Below are 17,549 nucleotides of genomic sequence, written 5' to 3'. Positions count from 1 at the left end.
AAAAAGGCAAACTGAATTATTTCCATTTGTCAGGACGTTGGATTACAAAACCTGATTTTGTAATTATTTTTTCCGGTAGAAGATTATTAGATAACTTTTCCTCCCCGATGTGATAAACACCAGAGGCATTCTGTTTTAGTTCGTAAGAATGTCGTTCCGGAGGAAAAGCGACTAATACAGACTTTGTAGGGAATAACTTACGAATTGCAACTATAGGGGCAGTTAAGTCTGCGTCTGCAGTAATAAGGATTGCAACGTCAAAACTATTTTGAAACGCATCTACCAATAGTTCTGTAGCTATGTTAACATCGGTTTTCTTTTCGTTCGAAATAAAGGAAGTAAATCCACAATTTTCACAAGTTCGAAGCTCTGCCTGATAGCGACCATAAAATATTGAAAGTTCCGATAGTGTATTCAGCGCATCTAAAAATAAACTTTGCCGTCGTTGTTTAGAAAGCGGTTTTGAAATTCTTGATGTGAAATATTTTGTGTGGACCAAAGTCTCACCTTGTTTTAGCAATGAAACTGCTAATTTTTGTAAATCAAGCCATAAATACTTTTTCCAACCCTTTTGTAGTAACCCAAAATAGAGATTGAAACCATCTATGTAAACAATAACTTTTTTTTGTTGTAAAGACATGAAAGAGTTGAATAATTATATGATATATGCTATATTAATGCTGTCTAACAGCGCCAATGTGAGCAACATTGGTTTAACGGTCATTCGGGAAACTGAGTGACCGTTTGTCGTTTTAGTGGAATACGGGAGTCCATCTTCGAGGGAGAGACGTTCTCCGGATTGGATTTTTTGGAAGATGGGAGTTAGAGAATTATCGCGGAAGTTAAAATTCATAATGCCAATATGATGTTATTGTATGGTTGCTATCTTGATGGAATTATTTTCAACATATACTATTCTTCTTGAATCCTGCGACCAACTGCAATCTGAAAATCCTGTTATAATTTGCTGTGCTGATGGACCCATTCTCTCAATAATGTATAATCCGAGACTGCTCACAACACTAATATACTTACCATCGGGAGAAAAACGCAATCCAGAAATGGAGCTTTTGCCGGCAGGAAAGTTTGTCCTCTGAATCTTTTCGTTCGTGTAGATATTGAAATAAAACACCTGCTGACTTGCATACGACGAGACATCGTACGTATAAGCAATCAGTGAATCATCAGGCGACCAAGTGAGCGAAGCAATGCCGCTAACAGCATTGGAATCGAGAATCCTGAAATCAGTTCCGTTATGGTTCATCATTGCAAGATAATTGTATGAAGACCTGGAATATGCCACTGCAATCCGATTCCCTTTCGACCAACTGTGTGATGTTATCATTGTCGCTGAATCTTCAAAGAGGATTCTTCGTGTGCCGTCTGAAATTTTTCTTGCAACCAATTGAGCATTATTTCCTGAAACATTTGTGAAAAGTATCTCACTCCCATCCGCAGACCAATGTACAGTTATGCCACTACTTCCTAATAATTTAACCTGAAAATTTGTGTCAATGATTCCTACACCACGCCCGTACGATGTAAATGCTATCATTTTCCCTGATGGTGACCATTCATACATCGCTATATTCAATACATCATCTGTAAGTTGGTTATGTATCACACCATTCGTGTCAACAAGAAATAAATTATTCGTAATCGCCGGTGGAGTTGATAATGGTTGCTCACCACAATCACATCCGTCAGAACGAACATCAAATTCATCTTTTAAAATTGCGATTGTGTTTCCTGTCGGCGACCATTCGGGACGTCCAATAATGACAACGTGCTTAACGGTACTTTCTTCGCAACACCAAAAAGCAATCACAGTCAACAACAGATAGAGAAAATATTTCATACAAGGAAAATCACTTCCAAATCTTTCCCCACTTCTCATCAACTCGTTTCACAATTTCTTCGGGCATGGTGAGCGGTTCGGGATAGCCGGGTTTCCATGTTGCATCAATTCCCATCACGCCGTTGTACACGGGAGAAATGCCGAGCATCTTTTGTTCTGTGAACAAAACATCACGCTCGCAATCGAATCGTGTAAAGACACCCCAAATATAACTCTCCTTGTTGTGAATGTCCACATCTTCGCTTACTACTGCTACCATTTTCAGATATTGGAGTTCGTTGCGTTGGAGGAGTTTTTTGAGCACATCCATGCCGGTCGTAGGTGAGAGGTCATAAGTGTTAGGTGATAGGTTATTGGTATCAGGTTTTAGATGATAGGAAATAGGCGAATCTACTTTTACCAGCAGTAAGGAATCATCAATGAAATTTATATCAAGAATTCGCCTGTCGAGTGTCCTGAGATTTGTAATAAAAGATTTGAAATCACTTTCACCTAACACCTTTGACCTATCATCTATAACCTTCAACCTATCACCTACGACCTTACGCGTCGCGTCGAGTATCATCTTACTTCCAAGATTCATTTTGTACGATGTGAAGTCGAGCGTGTCGAGCGGGACTTTGGGAATCATGACGAAGTCGTAATGCGGGTCGAAGTTGTGCTTGATTTCATTCAACACAGCGTGCCAATCGCGAACGTTTACGCCAGAGGAAACAGTGATGATACATTTCGTGAGCGAAAGTTGGTCTGTTCCCATCAAGCCGAGCGCGGCTTTCATCGCTTCCTTTTGGTAACGCTGTTCGATGGCAACGACAAGCAGGTTGTGAAAGCCCGCTTCGTAGTACGCCCACAAATCGGTTACTTCTTTGTGAATAAGTTTCGCAAGCGGACCGAGCATCCGCTGTGTCGCATCGCCGAGAAATTTATCTTCCATCGGCGGCTTGCCGACCACGATTGCAGGGTAAATCGGATTTTTTCTGTGCGTGATTGCCTTGATGTGGAAAACCGGAAACTCTGCGGCGGCAGAATAATGTCCGAAGTGGTCGCCGAACGGTCCTTCCATTCTTCGTTCTTTTTGCGGAACGATTCCCTCGAGAACAAACTCAGCATTTGCAGGAACGGAAATCGAAATGGATTTCCCGTTCGTGAACTCGACACGTTTGTTTTGCAAGAATCCGGCAAACATCGCTTCGTCAATTCCTTCCGGCAATGCGGCGATTGTTGCAAACGTTAGTGCAGGAGAAGTACCGAGCGCAACGGCAAGTTCCAAATCCCGTCCAAGTTTCTCTGCCTGAAAATAATGGAAGCCGCCTCCTTTTTGAATTTGCCAGTGCATTCCCGTCGTTGCTTTATCAAACACATGCATCCGGTAAACACCGATATTTCTTTTGTTCGTGCGCGGGTCGTAGGTGAAGATTTGTCCGTAGGTGATAAACTTTCCGCCGTCCAATTCCCAGCAAACCTGAATCGGAAGTGCATCAAGATTTGGCTGAGTGATTACTTGCTGTGAAATTCCCGAAGGAACATTTTTCGGTCGTGCATTGAGAAATCGTTTCAATGTCGGTTTATTATCAAGCAATGTTTTGAGAGTCGGTGGCATCGCTTGTTCAAGAAACGAAATGAGTTCGTGTCCGATTTCGTCCGGATGTCTGCCAAGCGATAACTCAATTCTTTTTGCACTTGAAAAATGATTGATGACAAGCGGAAATGATGAACCTTTCGGTCGCTCAACAAGTAACGCAGGTTTTCCTTCACGCAATGCACGAACAGAAATTTCCGTCAGCTCGAGAGCGGGGTCAATTTCAACTTGCGTGCGATGGAGTTCGCCTGCTTTTTCTATTGCGTGAATGTATGATTGGAAATCCGTAAATGAACTTTGCATCACTCCTCTTTTTCTGATTCTCTCATGAGCAGTTCGGTTTGCAGTTCATAAAACTCATGAAGTTTCTGCTGTAACAAATATTTATCCGGCAATGCTGTTTTATACTCGGCGATGAGTGTCGGGGAGAGTGTCCGGCTGAGCGCATACTCCACAATCTCCGCGTCTTTCGATTTGCAAAGCAACACGCCTACACTTGGTTTTTCATGCGGCTTTTTGATATCCCTGTCTAATGCCTCAAGGTAAAACTCCATTTTTCCAAGATACTCCGGCTTGAAGTCATCAATCTTCAATTCAAAATCAACTAAACATTCCAGCCCTCGATGGTAAAAAAGTAAATCAACGAAAAAATCTTTTCCGCCAACTTGTAACTGAAATCGTTCCCCGATAAAACAGAAGTCCCGACCAAGTTCAAGCAAGAATTTTTTTAAGTTTGCCACCAATCCTTGTTGTAACTCTGATTCGGAATGACCTTCCGGAAGATTGAGAAAATCGAGAAGGTACGTATCCCTAAATACTTGTGTGGCAAGAGGATACAATTGTGTCACCAGCGGTGACACTTTTGGAGGTGAAAGGATTGTACGTTCGAACAATGCGCCATCAATTTGATGTTCTAATTCCCTCTTTGAATATTTTTCACGAAATGATAGTTCAATATAAAATTTTCGTTCTTCAGAACTTTTACATTTACTGAGGATAATGATGTTATGTGTCCACGGTAATTGTCTCACCAGTGGTGAGACTTTTTCATCATCTCTATAAACCTCATAGAATTGTTTCATTCTAAACAGATTACGTCGGGTAAATCCCTTTACATCCGGTAATTCACGTGCAATGTACTCTGCAAGTTGCTTTACCACACCTTCACCCCACACCGCCGATTCAACTTTCCGGCTGATGTACTCGCCCACCTGCCAATACAAATCAATGAGTTGGGTATTGACGGATTGGAGCGCTTTCCTTCGCGCGTCCTGAATAAGTTGCGCAACTTCTACAAAGAGATGTTCTTGTGTTTGAATTTTATCAGACATATACGATGAACTGAGAATGTAGAATTGATTTCGTTTGACTAAAAAGAATCAGCAATCAAAAATCGGAAATCAGAAATACTCCAAAACTCCACCATTCCATTACTCCAGTTCAGATGCTCTCCACCCGCGCACTTCCTTCGCGCCAACCACGCCAATCAACTTCTCAACAAATCCGTTAATATATTCTTCGACAGTTTTCGGAACATAATATAACGGCGGACTAATCGGCATAATGATTGCGCCGTAACTTGAAAGTTTCGCGCATTGTTCGAGCGTGTTGGTTGCAAGCGGTGTTTCACGAACGCACAAAATAAGTTTGTATCGCTCCTTCAAACAAACCTGTGCTGTGCGGGTGATGAGTGAATCGCCGATGCCACAGACAATTTTTCCGAGTGTAGAAGTCGAACACGGAAGAATAACGTATGCATCAATCTTATTCGAACCGGAAGCAAGCGGAGCGGTCAGATCATCGTTGGAAAATTGTCGTTTGACGTGTGATTGTAAATCTTTTTCGGTTGTGTTTGCCTCTTCCTTCAACAAGACTTTTCCCCACTTGCTGACGATGAGAAACTTATCTCCCGGGCATTGTTTCAAAAATTCAACGGCATACACGGCGCCGGATGAACCGGTAATTCCAACGGCAATCCTCATTGCAAAATCCGAAATCCGAAATCCGAAATCCGAAACAAATTCGAATTTCGAACTCCAAAATAATATAGGGTTCTTACTTTTTGAAATTTTGACATTTGAATTTGTTTAGCGTTTAGAGATTAGGATTTAGAATTTAATGGAAAACCGCTCCGGTTACTATCATAACGAAAACAACAAACCCGACTCCAGCGTTGACTTTGAAAAACGCAAGATGAACATCGTCTGCTTTTCGTTGTTCAAACCAAAGAAGAAAACCGGAGAGAAGAAGAAACGGAACTGCGTACCATGTTTGAATCGTCGTGAAGAAGAGTAATAACAAAAAGCAGAATGCCGCTGCGTGAAAAACAGATGACCAGATGAGCGCGCGTTCCCGACCGAACCGGGAAACAAACGAATATAATCGTTCTTTCCTGTCGAACTCTTCATCGAGCGTTGCATAGATAATATCGAAGCCGGTTCCCCAGAAAACAGTGAAGAGGCAAAGCGCAATTGCAGGGAGAATATTTTCAAACGACGGAGAAGCGGCAAAGTATCCGCCGAGCGGAGCCATTGACATTCCCAAACCGACCCCGAAATGTGCAAGAGCGGTAAACCGCTTCATGTACGGATAGATGACAAAGATGAGAAGCGGAATCGGTGAAATCATCAAACAAAAAGAGGAGATAAAATATGCCGAACCGAAATAGAGAACCGCCCCTGCAACCATCACCAGATATGCTTCATGCAAAGTCATAGTACCGCTTGGGAGTTCGCGAACAACAGTTCTTGGATTCCTTGCATCTATTTTCCGGTCAATAATTCGATTCAATGCAAAAGCAATTACCCTGGCTCCGGTAGCAGAAAGAAGTACTAGAAACAAAAGTTCGAGAGAAGGCACTTCCTTCATCCCAATAATAAACCCGCTATAGATGAGAGGCAGGGTAAATAATGTGTGTTCTATTTTGATAAAATTGAGATATTTTCTCAAGAATGGATTGTTCGTTGTGAAGAGTCTAAACTTGTGGAAAATATAGAGAAAAATACATGTTCATGCAAAAGGTGATTGAATTCGCAGAGAGAATTTTTTCTTTGGAAATCACTTGCTATTGAGAGAACATAAACCTATATTTTCGCCGACGTTAACAATCGAAAAGGAATAACCGAATGATTTCTTTCGCCACGAAAAGAATTTTCCGACATACTGAATTTGTACTTATTTTACTCTCGCTTGCGGTACTGCACACCGGGTTCTCACAAGAATTCGATCTCAGCCCCGGCAATAAAATTGTTTTGAGAACCGAGGCGTTTCAAAGCGATAGCGATTCATTAGATAAAGCAATGGTTGCTTCGCTTAAGAAAATCGGCGCGTACTTGCAGACAAGAAACGATTTGAAAATTGAAATCTCCGGTCACTCTGATTCCACTGGCAAACAAGAATATAATCAGGAACTTGCTATACGCCGTGCGAATAAAGTGCGAGACTTTCTTATAAGTAATTTTGAAATTCGACCATCGAATATTTCTGCACGCGGCTACGGTAGTAGCAAACCCATAGCAGACAATGGCACAGTTGAAGGACGGGCAAAAAATCGTCGCGTGGAGATTAAACCACTGACTTCACTTACAAAACGTTCACTAACCGACGAACATAATAAACCGGCAAATGAAGAAGGCGTTCTTTCGTTCTTCAATGGCGCGGTACAAACAAAAGCGCCGTGGAACATCGGGTTCGACGATGCGTTTATTTCAGAACCGATTTATGAACTGCATAAAATCAACACCAAAACAGAATCACGGGCAGAAGTGACATTTAATGACAACAGTCGTTTGCAGGTCGGTGAAAACAGTTTGGTTATTGTTTATGGTCTGCAAAGTAAGGAGCCGGTCATCAAAGAGAAGGGAAACATTGAATTAGTAAAAGGAGATTTGCTTGCCAAACTGCGTGCTATCGAACGCGAACAGGAATATGTGGTGAAAACTCCGAGCGCAGAAATGACTTTTAATGTTGAAACTAGAAGTAAACTCGCAGTTGATAAGATTGACCGTTCAACGGTTTCCGTGTTTGAAGGAAAAACGGAAGTTACCGCCGCCGGAACATCCATCGAAGTACCTGCAAATTTCGGAACGCAGGTGTTCCGCGATTTACCGCCAGAACCTCCAAGACAACTTCCCGACCCGCCAATTATTCTCACTCCCTATCAGGATTATCTTCCATGGACTAAAGATGGTATTACTTTTACTTGGGACCCGAAATCTGTTTCAGCACGACTGGAAATCTCTACTGATACAAGTTTCAATGAACTCGTCTGGTCTGTCACGACTAAAAAAACATTATCCAAAGTAAACCTTGATGGCGGAGTCTATTACTGGCACTTGCAGGGAATTGATTCCGTTGGGTTAGAAGGAAAACCAACTGCGACTCGTACCTTGACTATCAGGAAATATGATTATGACCGGGCACGACTCAATCTGTTTACCTACAACGAGGGGATCACGAATGTTGATGAACCGCAAGCGCTTCTCAGCGGAACTGCCGACCCGCATTCGATTGTCAAAATTAACGGTGAACGATTGTTTCTGCAACCGACCGGTGAATTTTCCCGGCAAACAAAATTGCTCGAAGGACGAAATACGTTCATCATCGAAGCGCGCGATTCCATCGGGTTTGAAAACAGTAAAACAGTCATTCTCAACTACACTCCCTCGCGACGGTTCGGTGTGACATTCGGATTTTCTCCTCTCGTTGTTCCCGATAAATACGAATCGTTCAACGTCGGTGCGATGCTATCGTTGAAACTTCCTCAACTCTTCAGCAGTGATAATAATTTCGGAATCAATCTTGCTGTCGCTGAGTTTATTGTGAAAAACACTGACACGTTTCAAATCAACAAGCAAACAAAACTTCGCGGCTTCGGACTTGCAGAACTTCTCCTGAGAATTGAACCGGACGAACCGAAAGGAATCGTTCCGCTCATGGAAATCACTTCCGGTGTTTTGGTTTGGCCCAATTACTATGGCGACAATTATACAATTGTTTCCGGGGGTTCGTATGTTGCAGGACTTGGACTCGGTTTACGTTCTAACGGTCCCTCGAAAGCATTCGGCGTGATAGGACATTATCGTTGGGTAACGAGCGACTACAAGCGATTCGACCCTGCCGCCGACAATATTTATCATGGAATGTTTGACCTTCAGTTAGAATATTATATCTATTGATTGAAGTTTCGGCAAACCGCACTTCTGTCAGACCGCCACATACCATGATAAAATTTAAACTCGCGTACAAAACATCGCTGACGTTAATACTTGTTACAATTATCCCGCTCATTTTTGTCGGTTTACTTGTTCTTGAAATTAATCAAACAGCGATGACGATTTTGACGAAAGAATATTTTCTTGGAATATCCGACGATGTTCTCCGTTCCGTTCATGGCTATGTGAATAACGGCACAACAACGCTTCGCTCAATCACGCGGCTGTTGGGAGACCCGTTTAAGGAAAGCACCGAAAAACTTCAATTGGTTGAATCTATCATTCAAACTTCATCTGGCGTTCAATTTGTTGCTTTTTATGATGAAAAAGGGAATTACCTTGATTTATTGAGACCGGCACAATACCGCATTCCAACGAACGTTCCCCGACAATTTCCCTTTGAACGGTTACCGAAAACCGATGTCGGAATCGGCTCGACGTTTCTTTCCAAAGAAGACGGCATCGTGTATATCGAACTGATGGCGACATGGATATCCAAAGACAAACTTGCGCATGAACGATTGCAAGGATACCTCCTCACTTATCTTCCGCTCGAAGAACTTTCCGGACTCGTGTTCGATATTTCACGACGGCGTTTTACAGGACAGCCGGACCAGGTTTATATTGTCAATGGTCGCGGGGAAATTATTGCTCACGCAAATCCCCTGTTCGTTCAGGAACAATTTTCAATCGCAAAATCAAAACTGTTTGAAAACGGCGGTTCTCAGGAACTCGGAACAATGATTTTAAAAAATGTCGCCTTCTCGAAAGAATATATCAACAAAGAAGAGAAGCACATGCTTGCATCATTTACGCCAATGCCGGATTTACAAATGGGAATTATTGTTGAACAACCGGTAGAACAGGCGTTTGTCTCCGTCTATTCGATGCGCGAAAAAATCATCATGTTTGTCGGTTTCAGTTTGCTCGGAGCGGCATTAGTCGGACTGTTTGTTTCGCGTGGCTTGACGCTCCCGATTAAAAAACTTTCGCTCGCCGCGCGCGAAATCGCCTCCGGTTCGTTCGGAAAAGAATTAGCAATTTCGTCGAGAGACGAAATAGGCGAACTTTCATCGGCGTTCAACACGATGTCTGCTGAATTAAGCAATCAGCGTGATTCGATTCTCAAAAAAACAAAAGAATTGGAATCCACGAACACAGCCTTAGAAGCCGAAGTCCTTGTCAGAAAAAAGGCGGAAGAAGAAATCAAACGCATCAATGAAAATTTGGAGCAACGCGTCCGCCAGAGAACCGTCGAACTGGAAACAACAAACGATGAATTGGAAACTCAAATTTCATTCAGGAAAAAGATTGAAATTGAGTTGGTGAAAGCGAAAGAACATGCCGAATCTGCCACGCGCGCGAAATCGGAATTTCTCGCTACGATGAGCCACGAAATCCGGACACCGATGAATGGCGTTATTGGAATGACGGACTTGCTGATGCAAAGCGCTCTCAATGAACAACAACGAGAATATGTTGACACGATTCGCGTCAGCGGCGATGCGCTCCTTACGGTCATCAATGATATTTTAGATTTTTCAAAAATTGAATCGGGCAAGATTGATTTACTCGAAGAACCGTTCGAGTTGAAAGCATGCATCGAGGAAGTGTTTGATTTACTCTCGACGAAAGCAAGCGAGAAGGATATTGAACTTTCGTATCTTGCACAAAACAATGTTCCCCAATTTATTTTTTCCGACAGGCATCGGCTTCGTCAGATTCTTATCAACCTTGTCAATAACGCCATCAAGTTCACAAACGAAGGTGAGATTACAGTATTAATCAAAGTCAAATCCTACTCGGATTCACACACACAAATTCAATTTGATATCAACGATACCGGTATTGGAATCCCGGAAGAAAAAATACCGTTACTCTTCCAACCGTTTACGCAAGTAGATTCTTCTGCAACGCGTCGCTACAGCGGAACCGGACTTGGTTTGGCAATCTGTTCACGGCTTACTCAGGTCATGGGAGGAACAACTTCCGTACAAAGCACCGTGGGAAAAGGTTCAACCTTCACGTTTACCATTTCTGTCAAGGAAGTTCCGAAGGATTCTGTTCAAATGAAACCGTATATGAAACGAAATCTCCCGGAGTTTCTGCATAAAAAAATTCTTCTGGTCGATGAAACAACGACAAGTCGTTTGATGCTCGACCAATTATGCAAACAATGGGGATTGATTCCCAAAACGGTTGAAACAGCGATCGAAGCGCTGGAAATCCTGAATCGCCACATGAAAATTGCAGTTGCTCTCGTCAACACAAATATTCGAACCGATGCAGGAATCCCATTGATTGACGAAATCAGGAAAACGTACGAGAAAATCACCCTTCCGATTATTGCAATAGGTGCGAATGTACAGGAGAGAGAAAAATTACTCTCTTCTTCCGAAACACTCTCCGGTATTCTTTCGAAACCGGTGAAACAATCGAATCTCTTTGAAACTCTCTACACTGTTCTCACCGGAAAAGAATCTGTATCGTTGAAGAGAGAACAAACTGTATCGGTTCCGCAAATCGGGAAAACGTATTCGCTGAACATTCTTGTCGCGGAAGATAGTCCCGTCAATCAAAAAGTGACTCAACATTTACTCGGAACGCTTGGTTTCACTGCCGACATTGCTTCAACCGGCAAAGAAGTTCTGACTCGGATGAAGGATAAATCGTACGACCTGATTTTTATGGATGTTGAAATGCCGGAGATGAATGGGTTTGAAACAACGCGTGCTATTCACGCTCTCCTACCGAAAGAAAAACGACCGAAAATCATTGCAGTGACAGCGTATGCAACCGTCAGTGACCGTGAAAAATGTCTTGCCGCCGGTATGGATGATTTTCTCACCAAACCTGTCCGGCTTGATGCGATGCAACAATCGTTACAAAAATGGGGAAATGTTCTTGTAGAGAAAAAAAGTATCCCGAAACCACCAACACAGAAATTACCGCAACATATGATTGACCAAAACACCGTCGCCATGTTCCGCTCGATGCAACCGGCGGGAAAACCTTCTCTCCTGAATGAATTGATTGATTTATATTTAGAACACTCCCCGGCACGTATTCTGGACGCGAGAACTGCATTTGAAGGAAGAGATGCAAAGTTACTGAAACATGCTGTTCACACGTTGAAGGGAAGTAGTCAAAACTTAGGTGCGGTACAAGTCGGAAAAATTTGCAAAGAGATAGAAGAACTTCTCAGCGCAAATGAATGGGAAAAAATCGAATACCGCCTGAATGATTTGGTTACAATATTTGATGCCTCTTGCAACGAACTTCAGAAGATTCGCTCCACCGAAAAACTAACACAATCAACCTGACCTCTGTTTTATCATACTTCGATATTATATCGTTTCACTAAACGATAGAGTGTTGCACGACCTAATTTTAATTTTCGGGATGCTTCAACCAAATTCCCATCGGTAATTTTCAAGGCATGACGAATTGCTTCCTCCTTGATTTTTTCAAACGGAACAATCATTTTCCCATCACCGAATAACGTACCGCTTCTCGTTTGCTGATATTCACTTTGCGCGAGAGCCTGCACTGCCATGGGCAATTCCTTTTCAGTAATAAGTTCATTATCAGCCAAAATAACCGCACGTTCAATCGCATGTTCAAGTTCGCGAACATTTCCGGGCCATGGATAATCATACATCAGTTTCAAGGCATCCCTCGAATATGTCAGTTCATTTTTTCCATGTTCTTTGACCGCTCGCTTGAGAAAATGTTCTGCAAGTACAAGAATGTCTGAACGCCGCTCCCGCAACGCCGGTAAAAAAATCGGGAATGAAGCCAACCTGAAATATAAATCCTCGCGAAATTCTTTTTGCTGAACTGCCTCATGCAAATCCTTGTTCGTTGCAGAAATAACCCGCACATCGGATTTCAAGACAGCCGTTCCTCCTACGCGTTCAAATTCTTTCATTTGAAGTACGCGCAATAATTTTGCTTGCAAACTCATATCCAGTTCACCAATCTCATCGAGGAAAAGAGTGCCATTATCTGCTAATTCAAACTTTCCAAGTTTTCTATTTACTGCACCGGTGAACGCGCCCCGTTCATGACCGAACAATTCGCTCTCCAATAAATCTTTCGGAATAGAAGCACAGTTGACAACGACAAACGGTTTATTTTTTCTGTTACCGTTGAAGTGAATCGCTCTGGCAATAAGTTCTTTCCCTGTGCCGCTTTCTCCCTGAATGAGTACAGAGACCGTCGTGTCTTTTACTTTGTGAACAAATTTGAAAACATCTTGCATCTTTCCATCGCTGGAAATAATGTTATCAAAATGCAAAACTTTTTCAATTGTTTGACGGAGACGAGAAACTTCGCGCGTCAGGTCGTGTGTCTGAATTGCATTCTTGATAGATGCTTCAAGACGCGGCATGTCAATCGGTTTACAAATGTAATCGCTCGCGCCGCGCTTTAATGTTTCGAGTGCAACACCAACATTCTCCTGTGCAGAAATCATAATTATCGGAAGTTCAGGATATTGTACCTTCACTTCGGCGAGAACTTCAACCCCGCTTTTTCCTGGCATCATAATATCTAACAAAACTATATCCGGCATTTCATGGAGATTCTCCAAGAAAGAGATTCCATCAGGATACGTCTGCGCTTCAAAACCCCAGTTTTCCGTCACAACTCTTTCTAAAAGACGACGAAGAGTCGGGTCATCTTCAACAATATAGACTAATCGTTTATTCATTTTTTTTTGAAATGAATATGCAGAACATTGTGACAAAATACAAGAAAAAGTCTCACTTTGAGCAGGTATCTCATATCGATACAAAACCAGAATGCAAGCCATTAAAATCAGAGCATATTCAACGATTTTCTATGGCATTGAAATTGTCATTTTACATGTTGCACTGTTTTTAATAAAATAAAAAGTAAACACATGCCAATATCATCATACGCGGTCCTTATTGTTGAAGATGAACCAACGTTTCGACGGTTCTTAGAATTTCAACTTCGAAATTCAGAACGATTTCATTTCGAAATCATGTTTGCCGCTTCGGCTGAAGCAGGTCTTGCTCTGCTTGAAGAGCATACGTTTGATTTTATTTTGCTTGATTATTTCCTCCCCGGCATGAACGGTGAAATGTTTCTCAAACAATTAGACAGAAAAAAAATCACATCCGGCATCATCTGTATTTCTGAAAACAAGGAATACAAGATTGCCGTTGATTTATTGAAAGCCGGAGCCGATGATTACATCTCTAAATCGGATTTGTTATCACCGTATATGTTGGAAAAAACCATTGTTTCGGTCTCTCAGAAAAAAGAGTTTCGTTTAAAAAATTCGGAACTTGAAATAAGCGCACAACGACTTGATGCAATTCAAACAATCATTCACACGATTGACCACGAATTAAATAATCCGTTGGCTATCATCAAACTTTGCTCTGACATCATTAACTCATCGCATCCACTTCGAACGGATGATTATAAAGATTTAACTCAACGTATTCTTACAAGTATGGAACGCGTGACACAGGTTATTCATAAACTAAATCGATTCGATGCAGAAGCAGTGAACAACAATATTATGGGACCAAAAATCTACGCGTTACCTGAAGTCGCTTAGATAGTCAAGTGTTGGGGAACTCACGCACCAACTGTGTGGATTGGTGCTTGAGAATCATAGAGAGCCTTCGTACCAGCCGAAGGCTCTCTGTGTAGGGTTATCTTACCATCGTATTCATCTTTTCCTGCCATGTTCAAAGCTCAAATTCAGTCAAAAAAAAATTTGCCGGGAGAGATGTTTTTATTTCTTTATTTAGTTTCGGAATTGTAAATTACGCAGGTTTTCCTGTTTACCATTGACTGAAAACTTCTAATTTTGATGAATATTCATTGGTTAAGCGATTTTCACTTTTCAATCACAATATAATTACACAGGTAATTTGAACATGACTAAATATTTTACTCTTCTTTCAGTATTTTTTTTATTAACGACTATTCCACTCATCGCCCAAATTGAGAAATCGGGATTGAGCGCCGGACTTGATTACGGTGGAATTTATGGCTCCACAGAATTTGAGGAGGAGTTACGATTCCAAGGAAGAACATTCCTCCGCTACGGACTATCCCCGCAATTTCATCTTGAACTTGGCGGCGGGATGGGAAGAATCTCCGGCAGTGAATTCAGCACATTTCTCATGCCGATTGATGCCCGACTCCTTGTTCACCCGCTTGATTTTGAACGTTGGTATCCGTATGCATATGCAGGGTATGGAACAACTCGATACGTAGTTGATGAAGTTCCGAACAATGCTGATAAAAACAGAAAAACCGATGGGTGGGCAGGCAACTTACCATTCGGTGTAGGGTTGGTTTATTACATCACGGATAACGTAGCGTTCGATGCGAACGTCGGATATAATTTAACTTCAACAGACAATTTCGATGTAACGGAAACAGATTCTAAAAACGATAACTACCTTGGCTTTCTCCTCGGTTTGATGACTACAATTGAAAGCGGTTCTGCAGACGCAGATGGCGACGGTTTAACGAACGACCAGGAAAAAGAATTAGGTACAGACAAAAGAAATCCCGACACCGATGGTGATGGTTTGAAAGACGGTGAAGAAGTCAATAACTATCAGACAGACCCGAAGAAAGCAGATACGGATAACGATATTTTATCTGATGCGGACGAAGCGAAGAAGTATTCCACCAATCCGAACAAAGCGGATTCGGATGAAGATGGATTAAACGATGCTGATGAAATTTCAAAACACAATACCGAACCGACAAAAGCAGATACCGATGGGGATGGATTGAATGATGGTGACGAACTCAACAAACATAAAACAAATCCGAAAAAAGCCGATAGCGATGCTGACGGACTTTCAGATAACGATGAATTATCGAAGCATAACACAAATCCGCTCGTCGCTGATTCGGACAACGGAACTGTGAACGACGGTACGGAAGTAGGACGAGGAACGAATCCGTTGGAGGCAAAGGATGATATTCCAAAAGAGACCATCAAAATTGAAAAAGGACAAAACCTCGTGTTAGAAGGAATAATTTTCCAAACAGCGAGCGCTGATATTTCCCCTGAGTCTGAAAAAGCACTGGAGAAAGCGTACAACACATTCATGGAAAATCCTGAACTCGAAGTTGAAATCCAGGGACACACAGATAATGTCGGAAGCAGAACCAAGAACATGAAACTTTCCGAAGAACGCGCGGAATCTGTAAAGGCATACTTGGTCAACAAAGGAATTTCGGCAAACCGCATTACAACAAAAGGATTCGGTTCAAAGAATCCAATAGCAGACAACAAAACGGATGAAGGTCGGCAGAAAAATCGCCGCATAGAATTCTTCCGCACAAAATAACTTTTCATTTCGAGTGCCTGTGCCTTCCGCACAGGCACTCTCCTTTTTATTTCAACTCTAACCACATTTTTTTAGGAACAAAGCATGAAGGTTATCTCATTATTTTTTTTCTTATTTCTCACAACTATCGTTGTCGCACAAACAGATAGTGTTCAAACAACAAAATGGAAACACAGTCTCGTTTCGGGTTTGAATTTGACGCAAGTAGCGCTCACGGATTGGGCTCAAGGCGGGGAAAACGCTCTCGCGTGGACTATAGTTATTGATGGAAAATCTTCCCGTGAAGGAGATGAAATTGTTTGGGCAAACACCTATAAATTAGCGTTCGGCCAAACAAGACTTGGGTCTCAGGGCATTCGAAAAACAGAAGATAAAATTGATTTCGAATCCATCGTTACGTATAAACTTGGAACGTTTATTAATCCCTATGGCGCGACAACGGTAAAATCACAATTCGCTCCCGGGTATATCTACGATAACATGGGAAGTGATTCGTTAGTCTCTCAATTTTTCGACCCCGGCTACCTAACGCAAAGTTTTGGCGTTGGTTACCAACCTATCACCGAACTCAAAACTCGATTTGGTGTAGCGCTCAGAGAAATTATTACATCAAATTACAATCAATACTCTGACGATCCGACAACAACAACCGAGATTGAAAAAACTCGAATTGAGGGTGGACTTGAATTGGTTACGGATATTTCATGGCAATTAGAAGAGAATCTTCTTTTCACTTCAAAGATAGAATTCTTCTCCCCCTTGAAATCGTTCGATGAAACTGTCTTACGAGCGGATAATTCTATTACCGCAAAGGTAAGTAAATACATAAGTGCGAACCTCAATCTTCAACTGCTCAACGACAAGAAAGTCTCGCCACGCACACAATTCAAAGAAACGATTGCTCTGGGTTTAAGTTACACATTTTTCTAACATCTCATCACAAGGAATATTCACATGCTCAAAGAATTTATTGATTTTTTAAAACAGTACGGCGTTGTCGGTCTTGCAATTGCAGTTATTATCGGTGGCAAACTGAACTCCTTAATTACATCAACAGTTGACGGACTCCTGATGCCGTTTGTGACCTTCTTTATTCCCGGCGGTGCATGGAGAACCGCCACGCTTGATATTGGTCCATTCCATTTTCTCCTCGGTCCTTTTTTCGGCGCTTTGATTGATTTTGTTATCGTCGCGTTCATGGTGTTTTACTTTGCGAAGAAGGTTCTGCGGGAAGAGAAAGTCGGCAAGAAGTAATCTTTTTTTTACAGCACAAAAGAGACTGTCAATTAATATTCTTATCAATTGACAGTCTCTTTTTTTTATAGTGTGTCAAACATAGGATACAGGGTAGTTCCAAAAACCCTATTTTCTTTGCGCCACTTTGCGTATTCTTTGTGTGCTTTGCGGTTAAACATTTTATTGAAGTTTTTGGAACTACCCTACAATTAATTTTCGGATACTGATGGTTATGTTGCTATTCTTTTTGTCGCCCAACAATCCGGATACACTCATTTTTCTTTTTGATTTACTATCAAGGTAAA

At 41.8% G+C, this 17,549-nt stretch carries 13 protein-coding genes; 6 read left to right on the top strand and 7 right to left on the bottom strand.

Features of this window, described 5'->3' with window-relative positions; genetic code table 11:
• Nucleotides 1-16: 16 nt before the first annotated feature.
• The 6 genes from HY960_05370 to HY960_05345 all read right to left on the bottom strand — a co-directional run bounded on the left by HY960_05370 (nucleotide 17) and on the right by HY960_05345 (nucleotide 6,386).
• A complete protein-coding gene (locus HY960_05370) occupies nucleotides 17-640 on the bottom strand; it encodes an NYN domain-containing protein (protein ID MBI5215163.1) in 624 nt (207 codons plus the stop codon).
• 228 nt (nucleotides 641-868) lie between these two features.
• Nucleotides 869-1,858, bottom strand: coding sequence for a PD40 domain-containing protein (locus HY960_05365; GenBank protein ID MBI5215162.1), 990 nt, complete (start codon nucleotides 1,856-1,858; stop codon nucleotides 869-871).
• A gap of 10 nt (nucleotides 1,859-1,868) precedes the next feature.
• Nucleotides 1,869-3,740, bottom strand: coding sequence for a UbiD family decarboxylase (locus HY960_05360; protein MBI5215161.1), 1,872 nt, complete (start codon nucleotides 3,738-3,740; stop codon nucleotides 1,869-1,871).
• Entirely contained in the window at nucleotides 3,740-4,768 is a 1,029-nt protein-coding gene (locus HY960_05355) for a DUF1016 domain-containing protein (protein MBI5215160.1), read from the bottom strand. Before HY960_05355 ends, HY960_05360 begins: the two co-directional genes overlap by 1 nt.
• A 99-nt stretch (nucleotides 4,769-4,867) precedes the next feature.
• Entirely contained in the window at nucleotides 4,868-5,419 is a 552-nt protein-coding gene (locus HY960_05350; GenBank protein MBI5215159.1) for a UbiX family flavin prenyltransferase, read from the bottom strand.
• A gap of 133 nt (nucleotides 5,420-5,552) precedes the next feature.
• Nucleotides 5,553-6,386: a UbiA family prenyltransferase gene (locus tag HY960_05345; protein MBI5215158.1), complete on the bottom strand. Its 834-nt coding sequence runs from the start codon at nucleotides 6,384-6,386 to the stop codon at nucleotides 5,553-5,555.
• 176 nt (nucleotides 6,387-6,562) lie between these two features.
• On the opposite strand from HY960_05345, the gene HY960_05340 reads away from it, so the two are divergent.
• Nucleotides 6,563-8,614, top strand: coding sequence for an OmpA family protein (locus HY960_05340; protein MBI5215157.1), 2,052 nt, complete (start codon nucleotides 6,563-6,565; stop codon nucleotides 8,612-8,614).
• A 44-nt stretch (nucleotides 8,615-8,658) separates the two neighbouring features.
• Nucleotides 8,659-11,973: a response regulator gene (locus HY960_05335; GenBank protein MBI5215156.1), complete on the top strand. Its 3,315-nt coding sequence runs from the start codon at nucleotides 8,659-8,661 to the stop codon at nucleotides 11,971-11,973.
• An 11-nt stretch (nucleotides 11,974-11,984) separates the two neighbouring features.
• Here HY960_05335 and HY960_05330 read toward each other — a convergent pair whose 3' ends face one another.
• The gene (locus HY960_05330; GenBank protein ID MBI5215155.1) at nucleotides 11,985-13,364 is read right to left on the bottom strand and encodes a sigma-54-dependent Fis family transcriptional regulator; all 1,380 of its coding nucleotides are present in this window, start codon (nucleotides 13,362-13,364) and stop codon (nucleotides 11,985-11,987) included.
• 192 nt (nucleotides 13,365-13,556) lie between these two features.
• Here HY960_05330 and HY960_05325 point away from each other — a divergent pair, with 192 nt between their 5' ends.
• The 4 genes from HY960_05325 (at nucleotide 13,557) to HY960_05310 (ending at nucleotide 17,262) form a co-directional block, all read left to right on the top strand.
• Nucleotides 13,557-14,246 (top strand): response regulator, encoded by a 690-nt coding sequence (locus HY960_05325; protein ID MBI5215154.1) that lies wholly within the window; start codon nucleotides 13,557-13,559, stop codon nucleotides 14,244-14,246.
• Nucleotides 14,247-14,571: 325 nt separating this feature from the next.
• Nucleotides 14,572-16,008, top strand: a complete 1,437-nt coding sequence (locus HY960_05320) for an OmpA family protein (protein MBI5215153.1) — start codon at nucleotides 14,572-14,574, stop codon at nucleotides 16,006-16,008.
• Between the two features lie 84 nt (nucleotides 16,009-16,092).
• Entirely contained in the window at nucleotides 16,093-16,938 is an 846-nt protein-coding gene (locus HY960_05315) for a DUF3078 domain-containing protein (GenBank protein MBI5215152.1), read from the top strand.
• A gap of 18 nt (nucleotides 16,939-16,956) precedes the next feature.
• Nucleotides 16,957-17,262, top strand: coding sequence for an MscL family protein (locus HY960_05310; GenBank protein ID MBI5215151.1), 306 nt, complete (start codon nucleotides 16,957-16,959; stop codon nucleotides 17,260-17,262).
• Nucleotides 17,263-17,549: the final 287 nt, after the last annotated feature.

Source organism: Ignavibacteriota bacterium (assembly GCA_016212665.1).
Taxonomy (GTDB): domain Bacteria; phylum Bacteroidota; class Ignavibacteria; order UBA10030; family SZUA-254; genus FW602-bin19.
Note: the sequence above shows the minus strand (reverse complement) of the source record. Positions and strands in the feature narration are given on the sequence as shown.

Bases quoted from the DNA above. Each gene is read 5' to 3' on its own strand.
- HY960_05365 (MBI5215162.1), bottom strand. From the start codon at position 1,858: ATGAAATATTTTCTCTATCTGTTGTTGACTGTGATTGCTTTTTGGTGT.
- HY960_05325 (MBI5215154.1), top strand. From the start codon at position 13,557: ATGCCAATATCATCATACGCGGTCCTTATTGTTGAAGATGAACCAACG.
- HY960_05330 (MBI5215155.1), bottom strand. From the start codon at position 13,364: ATGAATAAACGATTAGTCTATATTGTTGAAGATGACCCGACTCTTCGT.
- HY960_05340 (MBI5215157.1), top strand. From the start codon at position 6,563: ATGATTTCTTTCGCCACGAAAAGAATTTTCCGACATACTGAATTTGTA.
- HY960_05350 (MBI5215159.1), bottom strand. From the start codon at position 5,419: ATGAGGATTGCCGTTGGAATTACCGGTTCATCCGGCGCCGTGTATGCC.
- HY960_05370 (MBI5215163.1), bottom strand. From the start codon at position 640: ATGTCTTTACAACAAAAAAAAGTTATTGTTTACATAGATGGTTTCAAT.
- HY960_05320 (MBI5215153.1), top strand. From the start codon at position 14,572: ATGACTAAATATTTTACTCTTCTTTCAGTATTTTTTTTATTAACGACT.
- HY960_05335 (MBI5215156.1), top strand. From the start codon at position 8,659: ATGATAAAATTTAAACTCGCGTACAAAACATCGCTGACGTTAATACTT.
- HY960_05315 (MBI5215152.1), top strand. From the start codon at position 16,093: ATGAAGGTTATCTCATTATTTTTTTTCTTATTTCTCACAACTATCGTT.
- HY960_05360 (MBI5215161.1), bottom strand. From the start codon at position 3,740: ATGCAAAGTTCATTTACGGATTTCCAATCATACATTCACGCAATAGAA.
- HY960_05355 (MBI5215160.1), bottom strand. From the start codon at position 4,768: ATGTCTGATAAAATTCAAACACAAGAACATCTCTTTGTAGAAGTTGCG.